At 68.9% G+C, this 19270-nt stretch carries 24 protein-coding genes; 10 read left to right on the forward strand and 14 right to left on the reverse strand.

Annotated elements, in window-relative coordinates:
* The first annotated feature begins 28 nt into the window (after positions 1–28).
* From T8T21_RS11860 to T8T21_RS11880, 5 genes are read left to right on the forward strand one after another with little or no spacing between them, the layout of a single operon-like run.
* A complete protein-coding gene (locus tag T8T21_RS11860) occupies positions 29–736 on the forward strand; it encodes a nitroreductase family protein (protein ID WP_322335746.1) in 708 nt (235 codons plus the stop codon).
* Positions 733–1563 carry an S-formylglutathione hydrolase gene (gene fghA / locus T8T21_RS11865; protein ID WP_183470068.1) on the forward strand — a complete coding sequence of 277 codons (831 nt, stop codon included), beginning with the start codon at positions 733–735 and terminating at the stop codon, positions 1561–1563. The genes T8T21_RS11860 and fghA overlap by 4 nt, the downstream gene beginning before the upstream one ends.
* Entirely contained in the window at positions 1560–2015 is a 456-nt protein-coding gene (locus tag T8T21_RS11870) for a YaiI/YqxD family protein (RefSeq protein WP_322335747.1), read from the forward strand. The genes fghA and T8T21_RS11870 overlap by 4 nt, the downstream gene beginning before the upstream one ends.
* Positions 2012–2632, forward strand: a complete 621-nt coding sequence (locus tag T8T21_RS11875) for an HAD family hydrolase (RefSeq protein WP_322335748.1) — start codon at positions 2012–2014, stop codon at positions 2630–2632. The genes T8T21_RS11870 and T8T21_RS11875 overlap by 4 nt, the downstream gene beginning before the upstream one ends.
* A complete protein-coding gene (locus tag T8T21_RS11880) occupies positions 2629–3537 on the forward strand; it encodes an ornithine cyclodeaminase family protein (RefSeq protein WP_322335749.1) in 909 nt (302 codons plus the stop codon). The genes T8T21_RS11875 and T8T21_RS11880 overlap by 4 nt, the downstream gene beginning before the upstream one ends.
* On the opposite strand, the gene T8T21_RS11885 is transcribed toward T8T21_RS11880, so the two are convergent.
* The 12 genes from T8T21_RS11885 to folK form a co-directional block, all read right to left on the reverse strand.
* The gene (locus T8T21_RS11885; protein WP_322335750.1) at positions 3534–3872 is read right to left on the reverse strand and encodes a DUF1491 family protein; all 339 of its coding nucleotides are present in this window, start codon (positions 3870–3872) and stop codon (positions 3534–3536) included. The two genes, T8T21_RS11880 and T8T21_RS11885, sit on opposite strands and share 4 nt — an antisense overlap.
* Positions 3865–4896 carry a GTPase Era gene (gene era, locus T8T21_RS11890; RefSeq protein ID WP_322335751.1) on the reverse strand — a complete coding sequence of 344 codons (1032 nt, stop codon included), beginning with the start codon at positions 4894–4896 and terminating at the stop codon, positions 3865–3867. The genes T8T21_RS11885 and era overlap by 8 nt, the downstream gene beginning before the upstream one ends.
* Positions 4893–5573 (reverse strand): ribonuclease III, encoded by a 681-nt coding sequence (gene rnc, locus T8T21_RS11895; RefSeq protein ID WP_322335752.1) that lies wholly within the window; start codon positions 5571–5573, stop codon positions 4893–4895. The genes era and rnc overlap by 4 nt, the downstream gene beginning before the upstream one ends.
* Entirely contained in the window at positions 5570–6421 is an 852-nt protein-coding gene (gene lepB / locus T8T21_RS11900) for a signal peptidase I (protein WP_322335753.1), read from the reverse strand. The genes rnc and lepB overlap by 4 nt, the downstream gene beginning before the upstream one ends.
* Before the next feature lie 217 nt (positions 6422–6638).
* Complete coding sequence (gene acpS / locus T8T21_RS11905; RefSeq protein ID WP_322335754.1) at positions 6639–7046, reverse strand: holo-ACP synthase; 408 nt, start codon at positions 7044–7046, stop codon at positions 6639–6641.
* Positions 7047–7152: 106 nt separating this feature from the next.
* Positions 7153–7593: a PA2169 family four-helix-bundle protein gene (locus tag T8T21_RS11910; RefSeq protein WP_183470052.1), complete on the reverse strand. Its 441-nt coding sequence runs from the start codon at positions 7591–7593 to the stop codon at positions 7153–7155.
* A gap of 166 nt (positions 7594–7759) precedes the next feature.
* Positions 7760–8428 (reverse strand): hypothetical protein, encoded by a 669-nt coding sequence (locus T8T21_RS11915; protein WP_322335755.1) that lies wholly within the window; start codon positions 8426–8428, stop codon positions 7760–7762.
* Between the two features lie 236 nt (positions 8429–8664).
* Positions 8665–9414, reverse strand: a complete 750-nt coding sequence (locus T8T21_RS11920) for a pyridoxine 5'-phosphate synthase (RefSeq protein ID WP_322335756.1) — start codon at positions 9412–9414, stop codon at positions 8665–8667.
* Positions 9415–9436: 22 nt separating this feature from the next.
* Positions 9437–10093, reverse strand: coding sequence for a DUF2062 domain-containing protein (locus T8T21_RS11925; RefSeq protein ID WP_183470047.1), 657 nt, complete (start codon positions 10091–10093; stop codon positions 9437–9439).
* Positions 10094–10104: 11 nt separating this feature from the next.
* Entirely contained in the window at positions 10105–12261 is a 2157-nt protein-coding gene (locus T8T21_RS11930; protein WP_183470045.1) for a RelA/SpoT family protein, read from the reverse strand.
* A 38-nt stretch (positions 12262–12299) separates the two neighbouring features.
* The gene (gene rpoZ / locus T8T21_RS11935; protein WP_183470043.1) at positions 12300–12653 is read right to left on the reverse strand and encodes a DNA-directed RNA polymerase subunit omega; all 354 of its coding nucleotides are present in this window, start codon (positions 12651–12653) and stop codon (positions 12300–12302) included.
* 126 nt (positions 12654–12779) lie between these two features.
* Positions 12780–13367 (reverse strand): 2-amino-4-hydroxy-6-hydroxymethyldihydropteridine diphosphokinase, encoded by a 588-nt coding sequence (gene folK, locus T8T21_RS11940; protein WP_322335757.1) that lies wholly within the window; start codon positions 13365–13367, stop codon positions 12780–12782.
* Positions 13368–13468: 101 nt separating this feature from the next.
* On the opposite strand from folK, the gene T8T21_RS11945 reads away from it, so the two are divergent.
* Both T8T21_RS11945 and ispH read left to right on the forward strand, forming a co-directional pair.
* The gene (locus tag T8T21_RS11945) at positions 13469–14017 is read left to right on the forward strand and encodes a LabA-like NYN domain-containing protein (protein ID WP_322335758.1); all 549 of its coding nucleotides are present in this window, start codon (positions 13469–13471) and stop codon (positions 14015–14017) included.
* Positions 14018–14081: 64 nt separating this feature from the next.
* Positions 14082–15041: a 4-hydroxy-3-methylbut-2-enyl diphosphate reductase gene (ispH, locus tag T8T21_RS11950; RefSeq protein WP_322335759.1), complete on the forward strand. Its 960-nt coding sequence runs from the start codon at positions 14082–14084 to the stop codon at positions 15039–15041.
* Between the two features lie 280 nt (positions 15042–15321).
* On the opposite strand, the gene T8T21_RS11955 is transcribed toward ispH, so the two are convergent.
* A complete protein-coding gene (locus tag T8T21_RS11955; protein WP_183470035.1) occupies positions 15322–16146 on the reverse strand; it encodes a manganese catalase family protein in 825 nt (274 codons plus the stop codon).
* Positions 16147–16283: 137 nt separating this feature from the next.
* Here T8T21_RS11955 and rnhA point away from each other — a divergent pair, with 137 nt between their 5' ends.
* The 3 genes from rnhA (at position 16284) to T8T21_RS11970 (ending at position 18313) form a co-directional block, all read left to right on the forward strand.
* Positions 16284–16751, forward strand: coding sequence for a ribonuclease HI (gene rnhA / locus T8T21_RS11960; protein WP_183470033.1), 468 nt, complete (start codon positions 16284–16286; stop codon positions 16749–16751).
* A gap of 4 nt (positions 16752–16755) precedes the next feature.
* A complete protein-coding gene (gene recO / locus T8T21_RS11965) occupies positions 16756–17484 on the forward strand; it encodes a DNA repair protein RecO (protein WP_322335760.1) in 729 nt (242 codons plus the stop codon).
* Positions 17485–17548: 64 nt separating this feature from the next.
* Entirely contained in the window at positions 17549–18313 is a 765-nt protein-coding gene (locus T8T21_RS11970; protein ID WP_183470029.1) for a sulfite exporter TauE/SafE family protein, read from the forward strand.
* Between the two features lie 20 nt (positions 18314–18333).
* Here the strand turns inward: T8T21_RS11970 and truB are convergent, their stop codons facing one another.
* On the reverse strand, positions 18334–19239 hold the full coding sequence (truB, locus tag T8T21_RS11975) for a tRNA pseudouridine(55) synthase TruB (protein ID WP_322335761.1): 906 nt from the start codon (positions 19237–19239) through the stop codon (positions 18334–18336).
* Positions 19240–19270 lie beyond the last annotated feature (31 nt).

Consider the following 19270-nt stretch of genomic DNA (forward strand, 5'->3'; position numbering starts at 1 on the left):
GACTGCCCCTTCGCAGGGGGAGGGCAGGATGAGCATCGAGACGACAGGGTACCGCGCCACGCCGCTGCCGCAGCGACCGGAGATGACCGACGAGGCCATCCTCGCGGCTGCGCGTGCGCATTTCGACGCCATGGCGACGCGCCACACCATCCGCGAGTTCAGCGACCGCCCCGTGCCGCGCGCGGTGATCGAGGCGGCGATCGCGACCGCCGGGCGCGCGCCTTCGGGCGCGAACCAGCAACCCTGGCATTTTGTCGCGATCTCGGATCCGGGCCTCAAGGCGCAGATCCGTGCCGCCGCCGAGGAGGAGGAGCGCGCCTTCTACGAGGGCGGCGCGCCGGATGAATGGATCGCTGCGCTCGAACCGATCGGTACCGGCGCCTCCAAGCCGCATCTCGACGTCGCGCCCTGGCTGATCGTGGTCTTCGCCCAGCGCTGGGGCACCAGGGCGGATGGCACGCGCTACAAGCATTACTACGTGCCCGAGAGCGTGGGCCTCGCCACCGGTTTCCTGATCGGTGCGCTGCACCTTTCAGGGCTCTCGGCGCTCACCCATACGCCGAGCCCGATGAAATTCCTCACCGACCTGTGCGACCGCCCGGCCTCCGAGAAGCCGGTGATGATCCTCGCGGTGGGCCACCCGGCCGAGGGCGCTACCGTTCCGGCGGCAGCCATGATCAAGAAACCGCTCGAAGAGATCCTCACCGTGATCTCGGCGGATACGGAGACGACATGAAGACGATCAGCGAGAACACCTGCTTTGGCGGCGTGCAGGGGGTCTACAGCCACCAGAGCGAGGCCACCGGCACCGAGATGACCTTCGGGCTGTTCCTGCCCATCGAGGCGCAGGAGGGGCCGGTGCCGGTGCTGTGGTTCCTGTCGGGCCTTACCTGCACCCATGAGAACGCGATGACGAAGTCCGGCGCGCAGCGCTGGGCCGCCGAGCAGGGCATCGCGCTGGTGTTCCCCGACACCTCGCCGCGCGGCACCGGCGTGGCCGATGACGAGGGCTTCGACATGGGGCAGGGGGCGGGGTTCTACCTGAACGCCACCCAGGACCCCTGGGCGCGGCACTACCAGATGTGGGACTACGTCGCCGAGGAGCTGCCCGCGCTGCTCGAGGGACAGTTTGCCATCGACGAGGGGCGGCAGGCGATCACCGGCCATTCGATGGGCGGTCACGGCGCGCTGACCATGGCGATGCGGCTGCCGGGGCGCTATCGCTCGGTCTCGGCCTTCGCGCCGATCTGCCACCCGACCCAGAGCGAATGGGGCCGTCGCCAGTTCACCGCCTATCTCGGCGAGGACGAGGCCGCCTGGGCGCGCCACGACGCGACGCTGCTGATGACCAAGACCGGCTTCGACGGGCCGCTTCTGGTGGACACCGGCACCGCCGACCAGTTCGGCGACAAGCTCGGCACCGAGCATTTCGCCCGCGCCATGGCCGAGCGGCGCCAGCCCGGCACGCTGCGGCTCCAGCGCGGCTACGACCACAGCTACTATTTCGTGTCTTCCTTCATCGAGGACCATGTCGACTTCCACGCCGCGGCGCTCTGGTCATGATCTATGTCGACGCCGATGCCTGCCCGGTGAAAGCCGAGTGCGAAACGGTGGGCACGCGCCACAAGGTGAAGGTGGCCATCGTCTCGAATGGCGGGCTCCGCCCGTCGCAGAACCCCTATGTCGAGACGGTGATCGTCCCCGAGGGGCCGGACGTGGCCGACATGTGGATCGCCGACCGCGCCAGGACGGGTGACGTGGTGATCACCAACGACATCCCGCTCGCCGCGAAATGCGTCGAGGCGGGGGCGCAGGTGCTCAAGCACAATGGCGAGCCGCTGACCGCGGCCAATATCGGCAACGTGCTGGCCACCCGCGACCTGATGGCCGATCTGCGCGCCGCCGATCCGTTCCGGCAGGGCGGTGGCAAGGGCTTCACCAAGGCGGACCGCTCGCGGTTTCTCGACGCGCTGGAGCGGGCCCTGCGCAAGGCGGCGCGGGAGGCGGGTGCATGAACATCGAGGCGGTGGTCTTCGACATCGGCAACGTGCTGATCGAGTGGAACCCCGAGCGGGTCTACGACGCGGCGATCGGGGAAGCGCGGCGGGCCGAGCTGTTCGCCACGGTCGACCTGCACGGCATGAACGAGCGCGTCGATCTGGGAGAGAACTTCCACGGGCAGGTCGCTGCCTTGGCCGAGGCGCATCCCGATTGGGCCGCCGAGATCATGCTCTGGCACGACCGCTGGATCGAGATGGCGAGCCCGGAGATCCCGCGTTCGGGCCGGCTGCTGCGGGCCCTGAAGGCGCGCGGCGTGCCGGTCTTCGCGCTGTCGAATTTCGGGGTCGAGACCTTCGAGATCGCCCGCGCGCACTACCCCGTCTTCGCCGAGTTCGACGCGCTGTTCGTGTCGGGGCATCTGCGCATGGCCAAGCCCGATGCGCCGATCTACCACGCACTGGAGCGCGAGACCGGCGTGGCGCCGGGGCGGTTGCTGTTCACCGATGACCGCGCCGACAACATCGCCGCCGCCCAAGCGCGCGGCTGGCAGGTGCACCACTTCACCGGACCCGAGGGGCTGGCCGGACGGCTGGTGGCCGAGGGTCTGCTCAGCGAGGCAGAGGCCGCATGACCGAGATCGTCCCCTTCGAGGCCGAAGCGAAGCTCGACTGGATCGCCATGGCCCGCGCGATCGAGGCCGGGCACGACCTGCCGCCGGCGCAGGTCACCGACACATTCCTCTACCGTGGCGAGGACACGCTCCTGAACCGCTCGGCGTGGATCGAGGGGCTGGGCATCGCGGTGAAGGTCGCGACGATCATTCCGGGCAACCAGGGCCCGAGCATCAACGGCGCGGTGAACCTGCTGTCGGACAAGGACGGCACGCTGGAGGCCGTAGTGGACTTCCACCTCGTCACCAAGTGGAAGACCGCCGCCGACAGCCTGCTAGGCGCGATGAAACTGGCCCGGCCCGACAGTCGCGAGATCCTGATCGTCGGCGCGGGCAACGTCGCTGGCTCGCTGCGCGAGGCCTATGGCGCGGCCTTTCCCGAGGCGCGCTTCACCGTCTGGAACCGCTCGCGCGAGGGGGCGGAGCGGCTCAAGGCGCAGCACCCGGATATCGAGATCGCCGAGGATCTGGAGCGGGCCGTGGGCCGGGCTGACATCGTTACCTGCGCGACCATGGCGAAAGCGCCAGTGGTGCGGGGCGACTGGCTGCGCCCCGGCACGCATCTCGACCTGATCGGGGCCTTCACCCCGCATATGCGCGAGGCCGACGACCGGGCGTTGCAGCGGGCGCGGATCTTCGTCGATGCGCGCGCCACCACGCTTGACCATATCGGCGAGCTGAAGATCCCGCTCGAGGCAGGTGCGATCGCGCGCGAGGATGTGGTGGCCGAGTTCTCGGAGCCGAAGCTGTTCCGGCGCGGGAGCGAGGACGAGATCACGTTGTTCAAGAACGGCGGTGGCGCGCATCTCGACCTGATGGTGGCGCGGCATATCCTCGATCGCTGGCGCGCGGCCGACCGGAGTTAATCGGCCAGCCCCGGCTCGTCGAGAAGCGTCCGGCCCTGCCGGTCCTCGACCTCGATCACCCACAGATCGGGGTCGAAGCGCCGCTGCCGCTCGACGCTGGCATCGACCTCGGCCTCGTCGCCCTCGGCCAGCGTGATCCAGGCCCGCGCCCCGGTCATCAGGTCGAGGCTGCGCTGAAACAGCCGCCCCTGACCGTCGAGCGTGTTGGATTTGACCAGCACCGCGCCTGCCGTCTCGTCGCCTTTGGCGGTGACGAAGGCGGGGATGTCGTGCAGCCGGAGCCGCGCGAGATAGGCCGAGACCCAGATGCCGGTGGCGAGCCGCGGCTCAGCCATTCCCGTCGCGGAAATCGAGCCCCATCTCGGAGTAGCGCTCCTTTTCCTCGAGCCAGTTCGGGCGCACCTTCACCTGCAGGAACAGGTGCACCTTGCGGCCGAGGAACTCCGACAGCTCCTCGCGCGCGGCCTTGGAGACCGACTTGATGGTCTCGCCGCCCTTGCCCAGTACGATGCCCTTGTGGCCCTCGCGGGCGACGTAGATCATCTGGTCGACGCGGGCCGAGCCGTCGTCGCGCTCTTGCCAGCTCTCGGTTTCGACCGTCAGCTCGTAGGGCAGCTCTTGGTGCAGCCGGAGGGTGAGCTTCTCGCGCGTCATCTCGGCGGCGATCATCCGCAGCGGCAGATCGGCGAGCTGGTCCTCGGGGTAGAGCCACGGGCTTTCGGGCATCTGACTTCCCAGCCACGCCTTGAGGTCGGCGGCGCCATGGCCGCGTTCGGCCGAGATCATGAAGGTCTTCACGAAGGGATGCGCGTCGTTGCAGTCCTGCGCGAGCTTGAGCAGGACCTCGGACTTCACCTTGTCGATCTTGTTGATCGCGAGTGCGACGGGCTTGCGACCGAGCCGTTCGGGCAGGGCCTCGAGGATCGCCTTCACGCCGTCGGTGATGCCGCGATGGGCCTCGATCAGCAGCACGACCATGTCGGCATCGGCCACCCCGCTCCAGGCGGCGGCGACCATCGCGCGGTCGAGCCGGCGGCGCGGCCGGAACAGGCCCGGCGTGTCGACGAAGACGATCTGGGCGCGATCCTCCATCGCGACACCGCGGATGCGGGCGCGGGTGGTCTGCACCTTGTGGGTGACGATCGACACCTTGGCGCCGACCATGCGGTTCAACAGCGTCGATTTCCCGGCATTGGGCTCGCCGATCAGCGCGACATAGCCGGCGCGGGTCGGACCGGCCTCGCCCTCCTGGTCGCCGCCGATCGGCGCGCCCGGCAGGCCATCCTCGTGCAGCGCCTCGGGGCCCCGAGCGGCGTCCGGGGTCTCGTCGCCTTCCGGCGTCTGATCTTGGTCGCTCATTCGCTCACCCGTTTCAAAAGCGCGGCTGCCGCCGCCTGTTCCGCCTGTCGTTTCGACCCGGCGGTGGCGTTCTCGCTGGCGCCGGAAGCCAGCCTGACCTCGATGGTAAAGACCGGCGCATGGTCCGGTCCCTCGCGGCCGGTCTCGGCATAGGCGGGCGGCGGTTCGCCGCGCGCCTGCGCCCATTCCTGCAGCGCCGTCTTGGGATCGCGCGCGTCTTCCTCGACCCGGTTGATCCGTTCGCCCCAGAGCCTGCGCACCACGTCGCGCGCCGCCTCGAAGCCGGCATCGAGATAGACGGCGGCGATCACCGCCTCCATCGCGTCGGCCAAGAGCGCCTCCTTGCGGCGTCCGCCCGACTTCATCTCAGAGCGCCCGAGCCGCAGCACCGTGCCGATCTCGATCTCGCGGGCCACCTCGGCGCAGGTCTCGCGGCGGACCAGCGCGTTGAAGCGCGGCGCGATCTGGCCCTCGGTGGCGCTCCGGTCGGCCTCGAGCAGCGCCTCGGCCATCACCAGCCCCAGAACCCGGTCGCCGAGGAATTCCAGCCGCTGGTTGTCGTCACGCATCGGCCCGGAAATCGAGCCATGGGTGACGGCGCGCGACAGCAGCTCGGGACGCGAGAATTCGTGCCCCAGCCGGGTCGCGAAGGCGCGCAGTTCGGCCGAAAGCTTCACTCGACCGCCTTGAAGAAGCGGTCCGAGCGCCAGGTCCAGAAGGCCAGCATCGAGCGCCCGGCCGAGGAGAACATGATCCGGTCGGCCCGGCCGACGAGGTCCTCGAAGGGCACGAAGCCCACGCCGCGCGCGTTCTGCGGCACCCGGCTGTCGGTCGAGTTGTCGCGGTTGTCGCCCATGAAGAACAGATGCCCCTCGGGAACGGTGTAAACGCCGGTATTGTCCGACGACTGGGTGGTAATGTCGAGGACGTCATGGCTGCGCCCGTTGGGCAGCGTCTCGGTATAGCGGGTCTTCTCGCAGGTGGCCCCCATGCCGACCGCGCCGTTGCGGCAGCGCGGCAGCAAGCCCTGCGGCCCCTGCCGTTCCATCACCTCGGTGAAGGTGCCGGCGGGTTCGAGGCCCACCGCCTCGTCATTGATGAAGAGCCGCCCGTCGCGGACCTGGATCCGGTCGCCGGGCAGGCCGATGGCGCGCTTGATGAAATCCTCTCCGGTGACGGGGTGGCGGAACACCACCACGTCGCCGCGCTCGGGGTATTCGCCCCAGAGCCGGTCGTTGTCGCCCTTGGCCCAGCCGCAGACATCCTCGGCCGAGATGTCGACGCCCAGCGAGGCCAGCCGCACCGAGGGGCAGGAGGCGTAGGAGTAGCCGTAGGCCATCTTGTTGACGAAGAGGAAGTCGCCGATCAGCAGCGTGTCCTTCATCGAGCCCGAGGGGATCCAGAACGGCTGGAAGAACAGGGTACGGAAGATGCCCGCGATCAGCAGCGCCCAGAACACCGTCTTGATGGTTTCCCAGACGCTGTGGACGAAGCCCTGCTTCTCGGTGTCGGATCTGCTGGCCATGCGGATTGGTCCCTTGGGTTTCGGGGCTACATGCGGGGGGCGGGGGGATTAGTCAAGGAAACCGCCAGACGCGCCATCTATCGCGCGCGAAACCGCAAGGCCAGCCCCGGCGCAGCGGGGCGCTCAGGCCAGAGCCGTCTCGGTCGACATGGCATCGAGAAAGGGCAGGGCCCGCAGCAGGCGGGGGCATCGATGCGCCAGCGGCGCACCGCGCGCATCAGTGCCCGGCGAGAGGCCGGGCTTCGATCACCACGAAGGCCTGCGCCCAGGGGTGGTCGTCGGTGAGCGTCACGTGGATGATTGCCTCGTGTCCGGGCGGGGTCATCGCGTCGAGCCGCTCGCGCGCCCAGCCCGTCACCTCCATTACCGGCTGGCCGGTGCGCAGGTTCGACACCGCCATGTCCTTCCATGCGATGCCCATCCTGAGGCCGGTGCCCAGCGCCTTGGAGCAGGCCTCCTTGGCGGCCCAGCGCTTGGCATAGGTGCCGGCCACGTCGCGGCGGCGCTCGGCCTTGGCCTGCTCCACATCCGTGAAGACGCGGTTGCGGAAGCGGTCGCCATGGCGCTCGAGGACGCCGGCGATGCGGTCGATATTCGCGAGGTCGGTGCCGATGCCAAGGATCATGCGACCTTGCCTAGCCGATGCCACGGGGCCGGGCAATCCGCGGCCCTCGCGCAAAAGAGCGCCGCCCTCGGGGAGGGCGGCGCATCAGGAACCAAAGGATCGGCGATCAGGCCGCGTGGCGGGTCTTCTCGCTCTTCGCCTCGGTGATCGCCTTCTCCACGTCGGCGCGCTGGCTGGCCAGGAACGACCATTCCGGCTTGCCCGAAGTGGCGGCGATGGCGTCGTCATAGAGCTTCAACAGCTGCTCTTCGCCGTTGATGATCTCGTCATAGACCGCCTCGTCATTGCCGGTCAGCGAATCCTTGAGCGACAGCCAACCGCGATGTGCGGCGGCGGCGGTCGAGCCGCTCTCGCTCACCTCGACGCCCTCGGCCGCGAGCTGGCGGTGGATCACCGTATGGAACTGCTCGCGCTCGGCGATGCGGCGGTCGAAGAAGCCGACGAAGCCGCGCTCGTCCTTCACCTCCTCGCGCGAATGCTTGTAGCCGTCGCGGCTGTCGATGACGCGGGTGTGCAGCTTCTTGATGGTGTCGAGATGATCAGCCATGTCGTGTCTCCGTTACTTGTGGGTGCCCCCTCGGGGGCCGCTTGGAGTGACAACGCGTGGCGCCTCGGAACGATCCTGATTCGAGGCGAATTTCGGGCGGATTCGCCATGAAAAAAGGCGCCCGGAGAACCGGGCGCCTTCCTCGAGTTCACGAGAGACGGACGGATCAGTTCTCCGTTTCGTCCTCGGCCTCCTCCTCGAGTTCGTCTTCGGCCTCGTCGGCCTCGTCCTCGGCTTCGTCGATCTCGTCCTCGGTCTCGTCGATCTCGTCTTCGGCCGCGTCAGCCGCGCGGTCGGCAGCCTCGCTGGTGTCGTCGACCGCATCCTCCGCGTCGTCGAGGGCGTCTTCCGCAATGGCGCCGGTCGTGCCGATATCGCCGAAGCGGTCGAGGCCGTTCTCGGCCGCGGTCTCCTGATCGATTTCGCATGCGCTGTCGTCGGTGCCCTTGACCTGCTGGGCGATCACATTGGCGTCGACATCACAGACATTGGCGGCCACGCCGACCGGCACCTGGATGGTGTTGCCGTCGACCGAGAGGTTGACCAGCCCGTCCTGTTTGCCGTTTCCATTGCCATTGCTCGAGTCGGTATTGATGCCGTTGGCAGCAGCGGTTTCCTGATCGATCTCGCAGGCACTGTCATCGGAGCCCACGAACTGGCGGGCCAGCGCATTGACGTCGAGGTCACAGACATTGGCGGCGACGCTGACAGGCACCTGCACGGTGTTGTCGTCGACCGACACGTTGACCAGCCCCTCCTGGCCTTGGGCGAAGGCGCCCGAGGCGGCAATGGAGAGCGCGGCGGTGGCGGCGAAGGTCTTGGATTTCATGAACATGGTCGTTCCTTTCCTCCAGGGTTCTGACCGGCCGGGGCGATAGGGGGGTGAATGGCCCCGGCGGTCTCGGAGGGCAGAACGGCGGCGACGGCCCCATGTTCCTGCCACTTTCGCGGGCAGTGATGCGACCCGCCAGAAGGCGGCAGGAAGCTGCCGGATGGTCGGCAAGGTTTTGCAGAACAGGGGTTTTTAGCCCCGCGGAGCTGCAATCGTGATCGCGCGGGGCGGGAACCGTTTCAGCGCATCACCCGTCGCGCCGCCTCCATCCGGCGCCGCATCTCCGCGATCGCCGGGGACAGCCCACGGAAGATCGCCTCGCCGATCAGGAAATGGCCGATGTTCAGCTCGCGCATTTCCGGCAGCCCGGCGATCGGCCCGACCGTGTCATAGGTCAGGCCATGCCCGGCATGCACCTCGAGGCCGAGATCATGCGCATGGGTCGCCATCTCGGTGATCCGCGCCAGCTCGGCGTCGCGGGCGGCCAGATCGCCCGCCGCATGCGCCTCGCAATAGGCGCCGGTATGCAGTTCCACCACCTGTGCCCCGATCCGGGCCGCGGCGTCGATCTGGGCGCGGTCGGCGGCGATGAAGATCGACACACGGCAGCCCGCTTCGCGCAGCGGCGCGATGAAATGCGCCAGACGGTTCTCGTCCTTCGCGACCTCGAGCCCGCCCTCGGTAGTGCGCTCCTCGCGCCGCTCGGGGACGATGCAGACGGCATGCGGGCGGTGGCGCAGCGCGATCGCCTGCATCTCATCGGTCGCGGCCATCTCGAAGTTGAGCGGCAGCTTCAGCGCCGCCATCAGCGCCTCGATATCGGCGTCGGAGATGTGGCGGCGATCTTCGCGCAGATGCGCGGTGATGCCGTCGGCACCGGCCTCCTCGGCGAGCTTGGCAGCCCGGACGGGGGAGGGGGTGTCGCCGCCGCGCGCGTTGCGCACCGTCGCCACGTGGTCGATGTTCACGCCGAGCCTGAGTTCCATCATCATCGTCTCCTTTGGACGCAGACTAGTCGGGTCCGGGCCCGTCGTCAGCCGGGACGGATGGAATTTTTCCCAATGTCTGCAGCTTGGCCCGGAGCTTCTTGCGGCGGCGGTTCTGGTAGGCCGCGATCACCGGCACGAACAGCCAGTAGCAGGCAAAGGCCGAGATCAGCCCGGGCAGGATGCCGCCCACGAGATAGGGCAGGAAGACGTCGTGGTAGAACAGCGTCAGTCCGCGCCAATCGGCGCGGTCCGGCCCGAACAGCGCTCCGAAATTGTGCCACAGATCCTCGCCCGCAGCGGCGAACTTGCCCACCAGCGAGGTCTCGATGTCGCGATGCGGCGGCCGGCCCATGATGAAATGGCCGGTCTGCAGCGCCACCACCCCGATCGGCACATAGGTCAGCGGGTTGCCGAAGAAGGTGCCCAGCAGCGAGGCGAGGATGTTGCCCCGCCCGATCTTGGCGAAGATCACGGCGATGATGAAATGCAGCCCGTAGAACGGCGTCCAGCTCGCCAGCACGCCGGCAAAGATGCCGCGGCCGATCTTCTCGGGGGTGTCGGGCAGCCGCTGCAGCCGGTGGCGGACATAGCCGAAAGCGCGGCGCCAGCCGCCGCGCGGATAGAGCGTCTCGGCCACCGCGCGGCCCACCGACCGCCTGTCGCGCCGCTTGAAGACCACCGCGCCCCCGATCAGCCCCCGGCCGGCGCCGGGGCGTGCGGTGCAGGAAGGGCGCGCGACGGATCGCGGTGCCGTTCGATCGAGGAGACATGGCTCTCGGCCTCGAGCGCGGTCATCACCCGGTGCAGGTGCTCCGCGTCGCGCAGGTCGACATCGACCAGAATGCGGTAGAAGTCGGCCTTGCGGTCGAGGAAGGTCATGTCCGAGATGTTGGCCGACTGCTCGCCGATCAGCGTGCAGATCCGGCCCAGGACGCCTGCGTCGTTGGTCACCGTCAGGTCGAGGGTCACCGTATTGACCGGGGCGTGCGTCCCGTCCTGCCAGCGCAGGTCGAGCCAGCGCTCGGGCTGCTCTTCGTAATGCTCGAGCGCGGGGCAGTCGATCGCGTGGATCACCACGCCCTGACCGCGGAAGGTGATGCCGACGATCCGCTCGCCCGGCACGGGTTGGCAGCAGGGCGCGCGGCGGAAGCTCTGCCCGGCGGCGAGGCCGGCCACGGCGCGCTCCTGCGCCACCTCCTGCGTGTCGCCGCGCGCGGCGAGCTCGGGATAGAGCGCCTGCACGACCTCGCGGGTGGTGAGGTCGGCCGAGCCGAGCCGGGCCAGCAGTTCGGTCGCGCTTTCCAGTCCCAAGGTCTTGGCGGCGGTGCGCAGCGCCTTGTCGGTGGCGCGGCGGCCGACATTCTCGAAGGCGACGCGCACCAGCTCGGTTCCGAGCTTGACGAAGCGTTCGCGGTCCTCTTCGCGCAAGCTCCGGCGGATCGCGGCCTTGGCCCGACCGGTCACCGCGATCTCGATCCAGCTCGCCTGCGGGCGCTGCCCGTCGGCAGTGATGATCTCGACCGATTGGCCGTTCTTGAGCCGGGTCCAGAGCGGCACCCGGAGCCCGTCCACCTTGGCGCCGACGCAGGCGGAGCCGATCCGGGTGTGAATCGCGAAGGCGAAGTCGATCGGCGTAGCGCCGCGGGGCAGCTTGATGACCTCGCCCTTGGGCGTGAAGCAGAACACCTGGTCCTGGTACATCTCGAGCTTCACGGCCTCGAGAAAATCCTCGTCGTCATGGCCGGTCTCGAGCCGTTCGGTCAGCTGCGCGATCCAACGGGCCGGATCGACCGCGAAGCGGTTCTCGACCCGCAGGCCGTCGCGGTAGGACCAGTGCGCGGCGACGCCGGTCTCGGCGACCTCGTGCATCTCGCGGGTGCGGATCTGCACCTCCACCCGCTTGCCGTCCCGGCCCGACACGGTGGTGTGGATCGAGCGATAGCCGTTGGATTTCGGCTGGCTGATGTAATCCTTGAACCGGCCCGGCACGGCGCGCCAGCGCTGGTGGATCACGCCGAGCACGCGGTAGGCGTCGGCCTCGTTGTCGGTGATGACGCGGAAGCCGTAGATGTCCGACAGCCGCGAGAAGCCCTGATCCTTCTCCTGCATCTTGCGCCAGATCGAGTAGGGCTTCTTGGCGCGGCCGAAGAGGTCGGCCTTGATGCCGGCACGGTCGAGCTCGGCGCGCATGTCGGCCGTGATCCGCTCGACGACGTCGCCGGCCTCCTTCTGGAGCATGATGAAGCGGCGGATGATCGAGTTGCGTGCCTCAGGGTTGAGCACTTGGAACGACAGGTCCTCGAGCTCCTCACGCATCCACTGCATGCCCATCCGGCCTGCCAACGGCGCGTAGATCTCCATGGTCTCGCGCGCCTTCTGGGCCTGCTTCTCGGGCCGCATCGAGCGGATCGTGCGCATGTTGTGGAGCCGGTCGGCGAGCTTCACCAGCGTCACCCGCAGGTCGCGCGAGGTCGCCATGAACAGCTTGCGGAAGTTCTCGGCCTGCTTGGTGCGGGTCGAGGAGAGCTGCAGGTTGGTGAGCTTGGTGACGCCGTCGACCAGTTCGGCGATCTCGCGGCCGAAGCGCTTCGCGACATCCGAGAAGGAGGCGCGGGTGTCCTCGATCGTGTCGTGCAGCAGCGCGGTGACGATCGTGGCGTCGTCCATCTGCTGCTTGGCGAGAATCACCGCCACCGCGACGGGATGCATGAAGTAGGGCTCGCCCGACTTGCGGAACTGCCCCTCATGCATCTCCTGCCCGAAGGCATAGGCGTCACGGATCAGCGTGTCGCGGGTGGCCGGGTTGTAGCTGCGGACCAGAGCGATCAGCTCGTCTGCGGAAGTCATCTGGCGCGTCCTGTCCCCCGGCCTCGATCGGGCTGCGGTCAGCCCTCCTTTTGCACCTGCATCAGCTCACGCAGCAGGCGCTCCTCGCTCATGTCGTCCTGGGCCGGCTTGTCGGCCTCCTGGCTCATAAGGAGCGACATCGAATCGGCCTCGGGCTCGTCGACCTCGATCTGGGTCTGGTGCGCCTCGATCATCCGCTCGCGCAGGTCGTCGGCCTGCTGGGTCTCGTCGGCGATCTCGCGCAGCGCCACGACCGGGTTCTTGTCGTTGTCGCGCGCGACGGTGAGCGGCGCGCCCGAGGCGATCTCGCGGGCGCGATGCGCGGCGAGCATCACCAGCTCGAAGCGGTTCGGAACCTTGTCAACGCAATCTTCGACTGTCACGCGGGCCATTCGGACGTCTCCCGTCTGGGGGTGGGCAAAGCTGGGCGGCACGCACGGCAGCGCGGCACGGCCTCGAAAGGGCACGCATACAGCGCCCGTCGCCGGAACACAAGGCGGGCAGGGCGGGAAGCGGCTTCAGCCGAGCGGGGCCAGCCCCTCGACCGCCGCGGGCGGCAGCGCGTCACGCATCGAGGTCACGGAAAGCCCGGTCACCGGGTGGCGCCAATCGGGCGCGACCTCGGCCAGCGGCAGCAACACGAAGCCGCGATCCTGCAGCCGCGGATGCGGCAGGATCAGCTCCTGCGGCGTCTCGCGCGCCTGCTCCGCGGGGGCGAGGTCGCGCCAGCGCGCCCAGCCCGCGAGGTCGGGTCGTACCGCCTCGTCCAGCGCCAGCAGATCGAGATCGAGGCTGCGCGGTCCCCAGCGATCCTGCCGGACCCGGCCGAAGCGCGCCTCGATCGCGTGCAGCTGGGCGAGCAGCTCGGCGGCATCGAGATCGGTGTCGAGCGCCATCGCGGCGTTGACGAAATCCGGGCCGATCCCGGCCGGGAAGGCCGGGCTGCGCCACAGCCGGCTGCACCGGGCGGCGCGCCCAAGCCGCGCGATCTCGGCCATGGCGGCGCGCAGCCCGGCGGCGGGTGCGCCCTGCGGCCCTTCGGCATTGGCGCCCAACGCGATCAATGCCAGCCCCGCGCCCCTGTCGATAACGGTATCTTGCGCCATGCCCTTGATTTTTCCAATGAATGGGGGGCAGCTGAGGCGTCGCCAGCTCCGCGGGGGCCGCCCGAGCGAACCGGCGATACTGTAACGAGGGATCCTTTTCAATGTTCTATCGCGACGAACGGCTCGCCCTGTTCATCGACGGCGCCAACCTGCACGCCACCGGCAAGGCGCTTGGCTTCGACATCGACTACAAGCTGCTGCGGCAGGAATTCATGAACCGGGGCCGGCTGATCCGCGCCTGCTACTACACCGCGCTTCTCGACGGGGACGAATATTCGCCGATCCGGCCTCTGGTCGACTGGCTCCAGTACAACGGCTTTACCATGCGCACCAAGCCAGCGCGGGAGTTCACCGACGCGCAGGGGCGGCGCAAGGTCAAGGGCAACCTCGACGTGGAGCTGACGGTCGACGCGCTGGAGCTGGCGGATCGGATCGATCACGTCGTGCTGTTTTCCGGCGACGGCGACCTGCGGGCGCTGGTCGAGGCGCTGCAGCGGCGCGGCGTGCGGGTTTCGGTGGTCTCCTCGATCCGCGCCAGCCCGCCGATGATCGCCGACGAGCTGCGCCGCCAAGCCGACGACTTCATCGAGCTCGACGATCTGCGGGACGCGATCGGCCGAACCCCGCGCGCGACGGGGCGCGAGGACTAGGCCCCCGTCTGGACCTCGGCGCCGCGAAGGCTTAGCTGTAGGGCCGCTGTCTTGGAGGCCCCCGATGACCGACACCGCCCTGCCGCCGCTGACGATCCATCTTGCCGCGCCGCGCGGATTCTGCGCCGGCGTCGATCGCGCCATCAAGATCGTCGAGATGGCGCTCGGGAAGTGGGGCGCGCCGGTCTATGTGCGCCACGAGATCGTCCACAACCGCTATGTCGTCGACGATCTGCGTGCCAAGGGGGCGGTGTTCGTCGAGGAGCTCGATGAGGCGCCCGACGACCGTCCGGTGATCTTTTCGGCGCATGGCGTCGCCAAGGCTGTTCCGGCCGAAGCTGCGCGGCGCGAGATGATCGCGGTGGACGCGACCTGCCCGTTGGTCACCAAGGTTCACAACGAGGCCGCGCGTCATTCGGCCGAAGGGCTGCAGATGATCATGATCGGGCATGCCGGGCATCCCGAGACGATTGGCACGATGGGCCAGCTCCCCGAGGGCGAGGTGCTGCTGGTCGAGACTGAGGCCGATGTCGCCACCGTCGCGGTGCGCGATCCCGAGCGGCTGGCCTATGTCACCCAGACCACCCTGTCGGTCGACGACACGGCGGGCATCGTCGCGGCGCTGAAGGTGCGGTTTCCCGCGATCAAGGGGCCGGGCAAGGAGGATATCTGCTACGCCACCACCAACCGGCAGGAAGCGGTCAAGGCGATGGCGCCCGATTGCGACGCGCTGCTGGTGGTAGGTGCGCCCAACTCATCGAATTCCAAGCGGCTGGTCGAGGTCGCCGCCAAGGCGGGCTGCGGCTATGCGCAGCTGGTGCAGCGCGCGGGCGATATCGACTGGCGCGCGCTGGAGGGCATCCGCTCGCTCGGACTGACGGCGGGGGCGAGCGCGCCCGAGGTGCTGGTTCAGGAGGTGATCGACGCCTTCCGTTCCCGCCACGACGTCACAGTGAAACTGGTCGAAACCGCGCAGGAGAACGTCGAGTTCAAGGTGCCACGCATCCTGCGCGAGCCCGCGTGATCCCGCGCCCAGTGCTGGCCCTCGGGCTGGTCGGGGTTTTGCCCTTCGCTTGAGGCGTGCTGATGACGGGGGTCCCCGGCCTCGCGTTGGACTAGTGCCTGCGGCTGCTGCCCACTTGGCTCACCGTGATCTGCCTGGTGCTACCGGTGGTCTGGACGCGCTTCCCTTTCACTACTCCCCAAATACGCATGGCCCCGCGCCAGCCAAGGCGCGCGCCCTCAGGGCCTCTCGCGCGGCGGGGTGATGGGACGGGCGGGCCCCGAAGACCCGCCCGGCTGATTCACTGCTGCTCGGTCTGGGTGCCGCTCTTCGGTTTCGCCTTGCCGAGATCGGGCTTCTGGCCCAGCGGCTCGGGCTTGTCCCTGGCCGAGAAGGTGCCGCGCCCGTCGAGCGAGGGGCCGGAGGTCCAGCGGCCCTGCGGGGTCGGCTCGTCGAGCGAGGTGTTGAGGAAGTAGTAGCTGTGCTCCGTCGCCTCGTGCTCCTGGGGGGTGGAGTTCGGGATCGGCAGCTGCGCCTGCATGCCGCCCAGCTCCTCGATCACCGCGAGCCACTGCTGCTGGTGCATCGTGTCGCGCGCGATCAGGAAGGAGAGCATGTCCTTCATGCCCGCATCGTCGGTCATGTTGTAGAGCCGCGAGGCGAGCACCCGTCCGCCGGCTTCGGCAGTGGCGTTGGCGAGCATGTCGGCGCCGAGATTGCCGGTGGCGTAGACATGGCTCATGTCGAAGGGCACGCCGTTCGAGTTCACCGGCATCGCCGAAAGCCCCGAGGACAGGATATGGCGCGGGTTCATGCCGCCGAGGATCGCGTGCACGATCGGGTCCTTCGCCGCCTCGTCCTGCACTTCCACGGGCGCCCCTTCGAGGTTGAGCGCCACGGCGTGGCCGAGGAACTCGATATGGCTCAGCTCCTCGGTGGCGGTCATCATCAGCATGTCGCGGTATTTGCTGTCGCCGCGCGCGCCCATCGCCTGGAAGAAGTACTGCATCGCGACGCGGATCTCGCCCTCGACGCCGCCGATCGCCTGCTGAAGATACTTCGCGAAAGCCGGGGAGGGCTTGTCGACGCGGACCTGGTATTGAAGCTTGGAGGAATGGTGGAACATGGGAATGGCTCCGGGTTCGGTTAAGTCACCCAAGCGAAACGGCGCGACCGGCGGAGAGAGTTCCCGCCCGTACGTTGCCGGACGGCGGAGCTTCGCCTAAAGGGAACGCCCCGACCCCTCTCATTTCCGGAGCTTCCATGGCCAAGATCTTCGCCTTCACCGATGGCGCCTGCTCGGGCAATCCCGGTCCCGGCGGCTGGGGTGCGCTGCTCCAGGCCAAGGAGGGCGAGGCCGTCACCAAGGAGCGCACGCTCAAGGGCGGCGAGGCGATGACCACCAACAACCGCATGGAGCTGATGGCCGCGATCTCGGCGCTCGAGGCGCTGGCCAAGCCCACCCGGCTTACCGTCGTGACCGACAGCGCCTATGTGAAGGGGGGCATCACCGAATGGATGGCGGGATGGAAGCGGAAGGGCTGGCGGACCTCGGCCGGCAAGCCGGTCAAGAACGAGGATCTGTGGCGCCGGCTCGACGAGGCGGCGGCACGGCACGACGTGACCTGGCAGTGGGTCAAGGGACATGCCGGCCATCCCGAGAACGAGCGCGCCGACGAGCTGGCCCGCGAGGGCATGGCGCCGTTCAAGCCGGGCCGCGCCCGGGCCTGAACCGATGATCTCCTGGCGCGAGGAGGGGGCGCTGCTGCGCGTCCGCCGCCATGGCGAGGGGTCGGCCATCATCGAGGTGCTGACCCGTGGCCATGGGCTGCATGCCGGGGTGGTGCGGGGCGGCGGCTCGCGGCGCATCGCGCCGCTCCTGCAGCCCGGCGCGCAGCTCGACCTGACCTGGACCGCGCGGCTGGGCGAGCATCTGGGCAACTTCACCTTCGAGCCGGTGCGCTCGCGCGCCGACCGGGTGATGGCCGATCGCCTGGCGCTGGCCGGTCTCAACGCGGTGGCGGCGCTGCTGGTCTCGGTGCTGCCCGAGCGCGATCCGCACCCGCCGCTCTATGATCGCACCGTGGCGCTTCTCGACCTGTTGGGCGAGACCGAGATCTGGCCGCTGGCCTATCTGCGTTGGGAGCTGTCGCTCCTGGAGGAGATGGGATTCGCGCTCGACCTCTCGCGCTGTGCGGTGACCGGCGCGACCGAGGGGCTGGATCTCGTCAGCCCCAAATCCGGCCGCGCGGTCAGCCGGGCGGGGGCGGGAGCATGGGCGTCCAAGCTCCTGCCGCTGCCGCCGGTGCTGCGCGGCGAGGGCGATGCGGCGGCGGCGGACGTCATCGCCGCGCTCGCCACCACCGGCTGGTTCATCGAGCACAGGCTGCTGCCCGGTTCGGGCGACCGGCCGTTGCCGCCGGCGCGGGCGCGGCTGATCGAGGCGATCGAGCGGACCGGCTGAGGCCCCTTGCCCATGCCACGCTTTCCCGACACCACTGCGACGACCGCAGATCCGTGAGAGCCGCATGTATCCCTTTGCCGAGCTGATGCCCCCGCAGCTGCTGCTGCTATCCGTCCTCGTGGGCTTCGGCGCCGGCATCGTGAAAGGCATGGTCGGCTTCGCCATGCCGATGATCATGATTTCGGCGATGTCGCTGTTCCTGCCGCCCGAGCTCGCGCTGGCCGCGCTGATCGCGCCGACGCTGGTGACCAACGGCATGCAGGCGTTGCGGCAGGGCGGGCGCGCGGCGGTCTCCACGGTCAAGCGCTTCCGGGTCTACCTGATCGTCGGCGGCGTGATGCTCGCGATCAGCGCGCAGCTGGTGCGGGTGCTCTCGGCCGAGGCGCTGTTTTTGCTGATCGGCGCGCCGGTCTCGGCCTTCGCGGTGCTGCAGCTGTCGGGCTGGAAGCCGAAGATCCCGGAGAAGACCAACGGAATCGAGGCGCTGATCGGCGGCTTTTCGGGCTTCGTCGGCGGGGTGTCGGGGGTCTGGGGGCCGCCGACGGTGGCCTATCTCACCGCGATCGACACGCCCAAGGGCGATTCGATCAGGGTGCAGGGCGTGATCTATGGGCTTGGCGCGCTGGCGCTGTCGGGCGCGCATCTCCAGTCCGGGGTGCTCAACGCCGCGACGCTGCCGTTCTCGCTGTTCATGATCGTCCCCGCCGTGGCGGGGATGATGCTGGGCGGTCTGGTGCATGACCGGATCGACCAGCAGGTGTTTCGCCGCGTGACGCTGGCGGTGCTGCTAGTCGCCGGGCTTAACCTCGTGCGGCGCGCGATCTTCTGAGACCCGCGCCGCGCGCTGTCTCAGAGCACGAAGACGCGGGAGGGGTGCAGTTCCGGCCCCATGACCCGGCCCACCGCCACGGCGCGGCCCTCATGCGCGGCCCAGGCCTCTTCGCCGTAATCGAGGCCCGAGGCGACCACCGGCGCCGGGTTGCCGTTCCGGAGCCGCGCGGCCGATTCGGCCGAGCAGATGACGCGGGGCAGGTCGGCGAGGCCGTCCTCCACGGGCCGCAGGAAGCGGTCGAGCGTCTCGGATTTCGCCTCGGCCTCGATCTGCTCCAGCGTCACGCCTTCGGCAGCGGTGAAGGGCCCCGACCAGACCCGGCGCAGCTCGCGCACATGGCCCAGGCAGCCGAGCTTCTCACCCAGGTCGCGCGCGATGGCGCGCACGTAGCCGCCCTTGCCGCAGACCATCTCGAGCTTGGCGTGATCCGCGTCGGGCCGCTCCAGCAGGATCAGGCTCTCGACCCAGAGCGGGCGGGCGGCCAGTTCGACCTCCTCGCCGGCGCGGGCCTTGGCATAGGCGCGCTGGCCGTCGACCTTCACCGCCGAAAAGGCAGGCGGCACCTGCTCGATGTCGCCGACGAAGCCGTGCAGCGCCTCCTTGATTTCGGCGTCGGAGGGGCGGGCGTCGGAGCGGGCCGTCACCTCGCCCTCGGCGTCGTCGGTGTTCGTCGCCGCGCCGAAGGTCACGGTGAACTCGTAGGCCTTGAGCGCGTCGGTGACGAAGGGCACGGTCTTGGTCGCCTCGCCCAGCGCCACGGCGAGCACGCCTGTGGCTTCGGGATCGAGCGTGCCGGCATGACCCGCCTTCTTGGCATCGAAGGCCCATTTCACCTTGTTGACCACGGCCGTGGAGGTGAGCCCCGCGGGCTTGTCCACCACCAGCCAGCCCGAGACGTCGCGGCCCTTGCGCTTGCGTGCCATGTCGGCCCCCCTTCGGTTATGCGAGGCGCGC

This window comes from Limimaricola variabilis (genome assembly GCF_034371605.1).
In the GTDB taxonomy this organism is placed as follows: Bacteria; Pseudomonadota; Alphaproteobacteria; order Rhodobacterales; family Rhodobacteraceae; genus Limimaricola; species Limimaricola variabilis.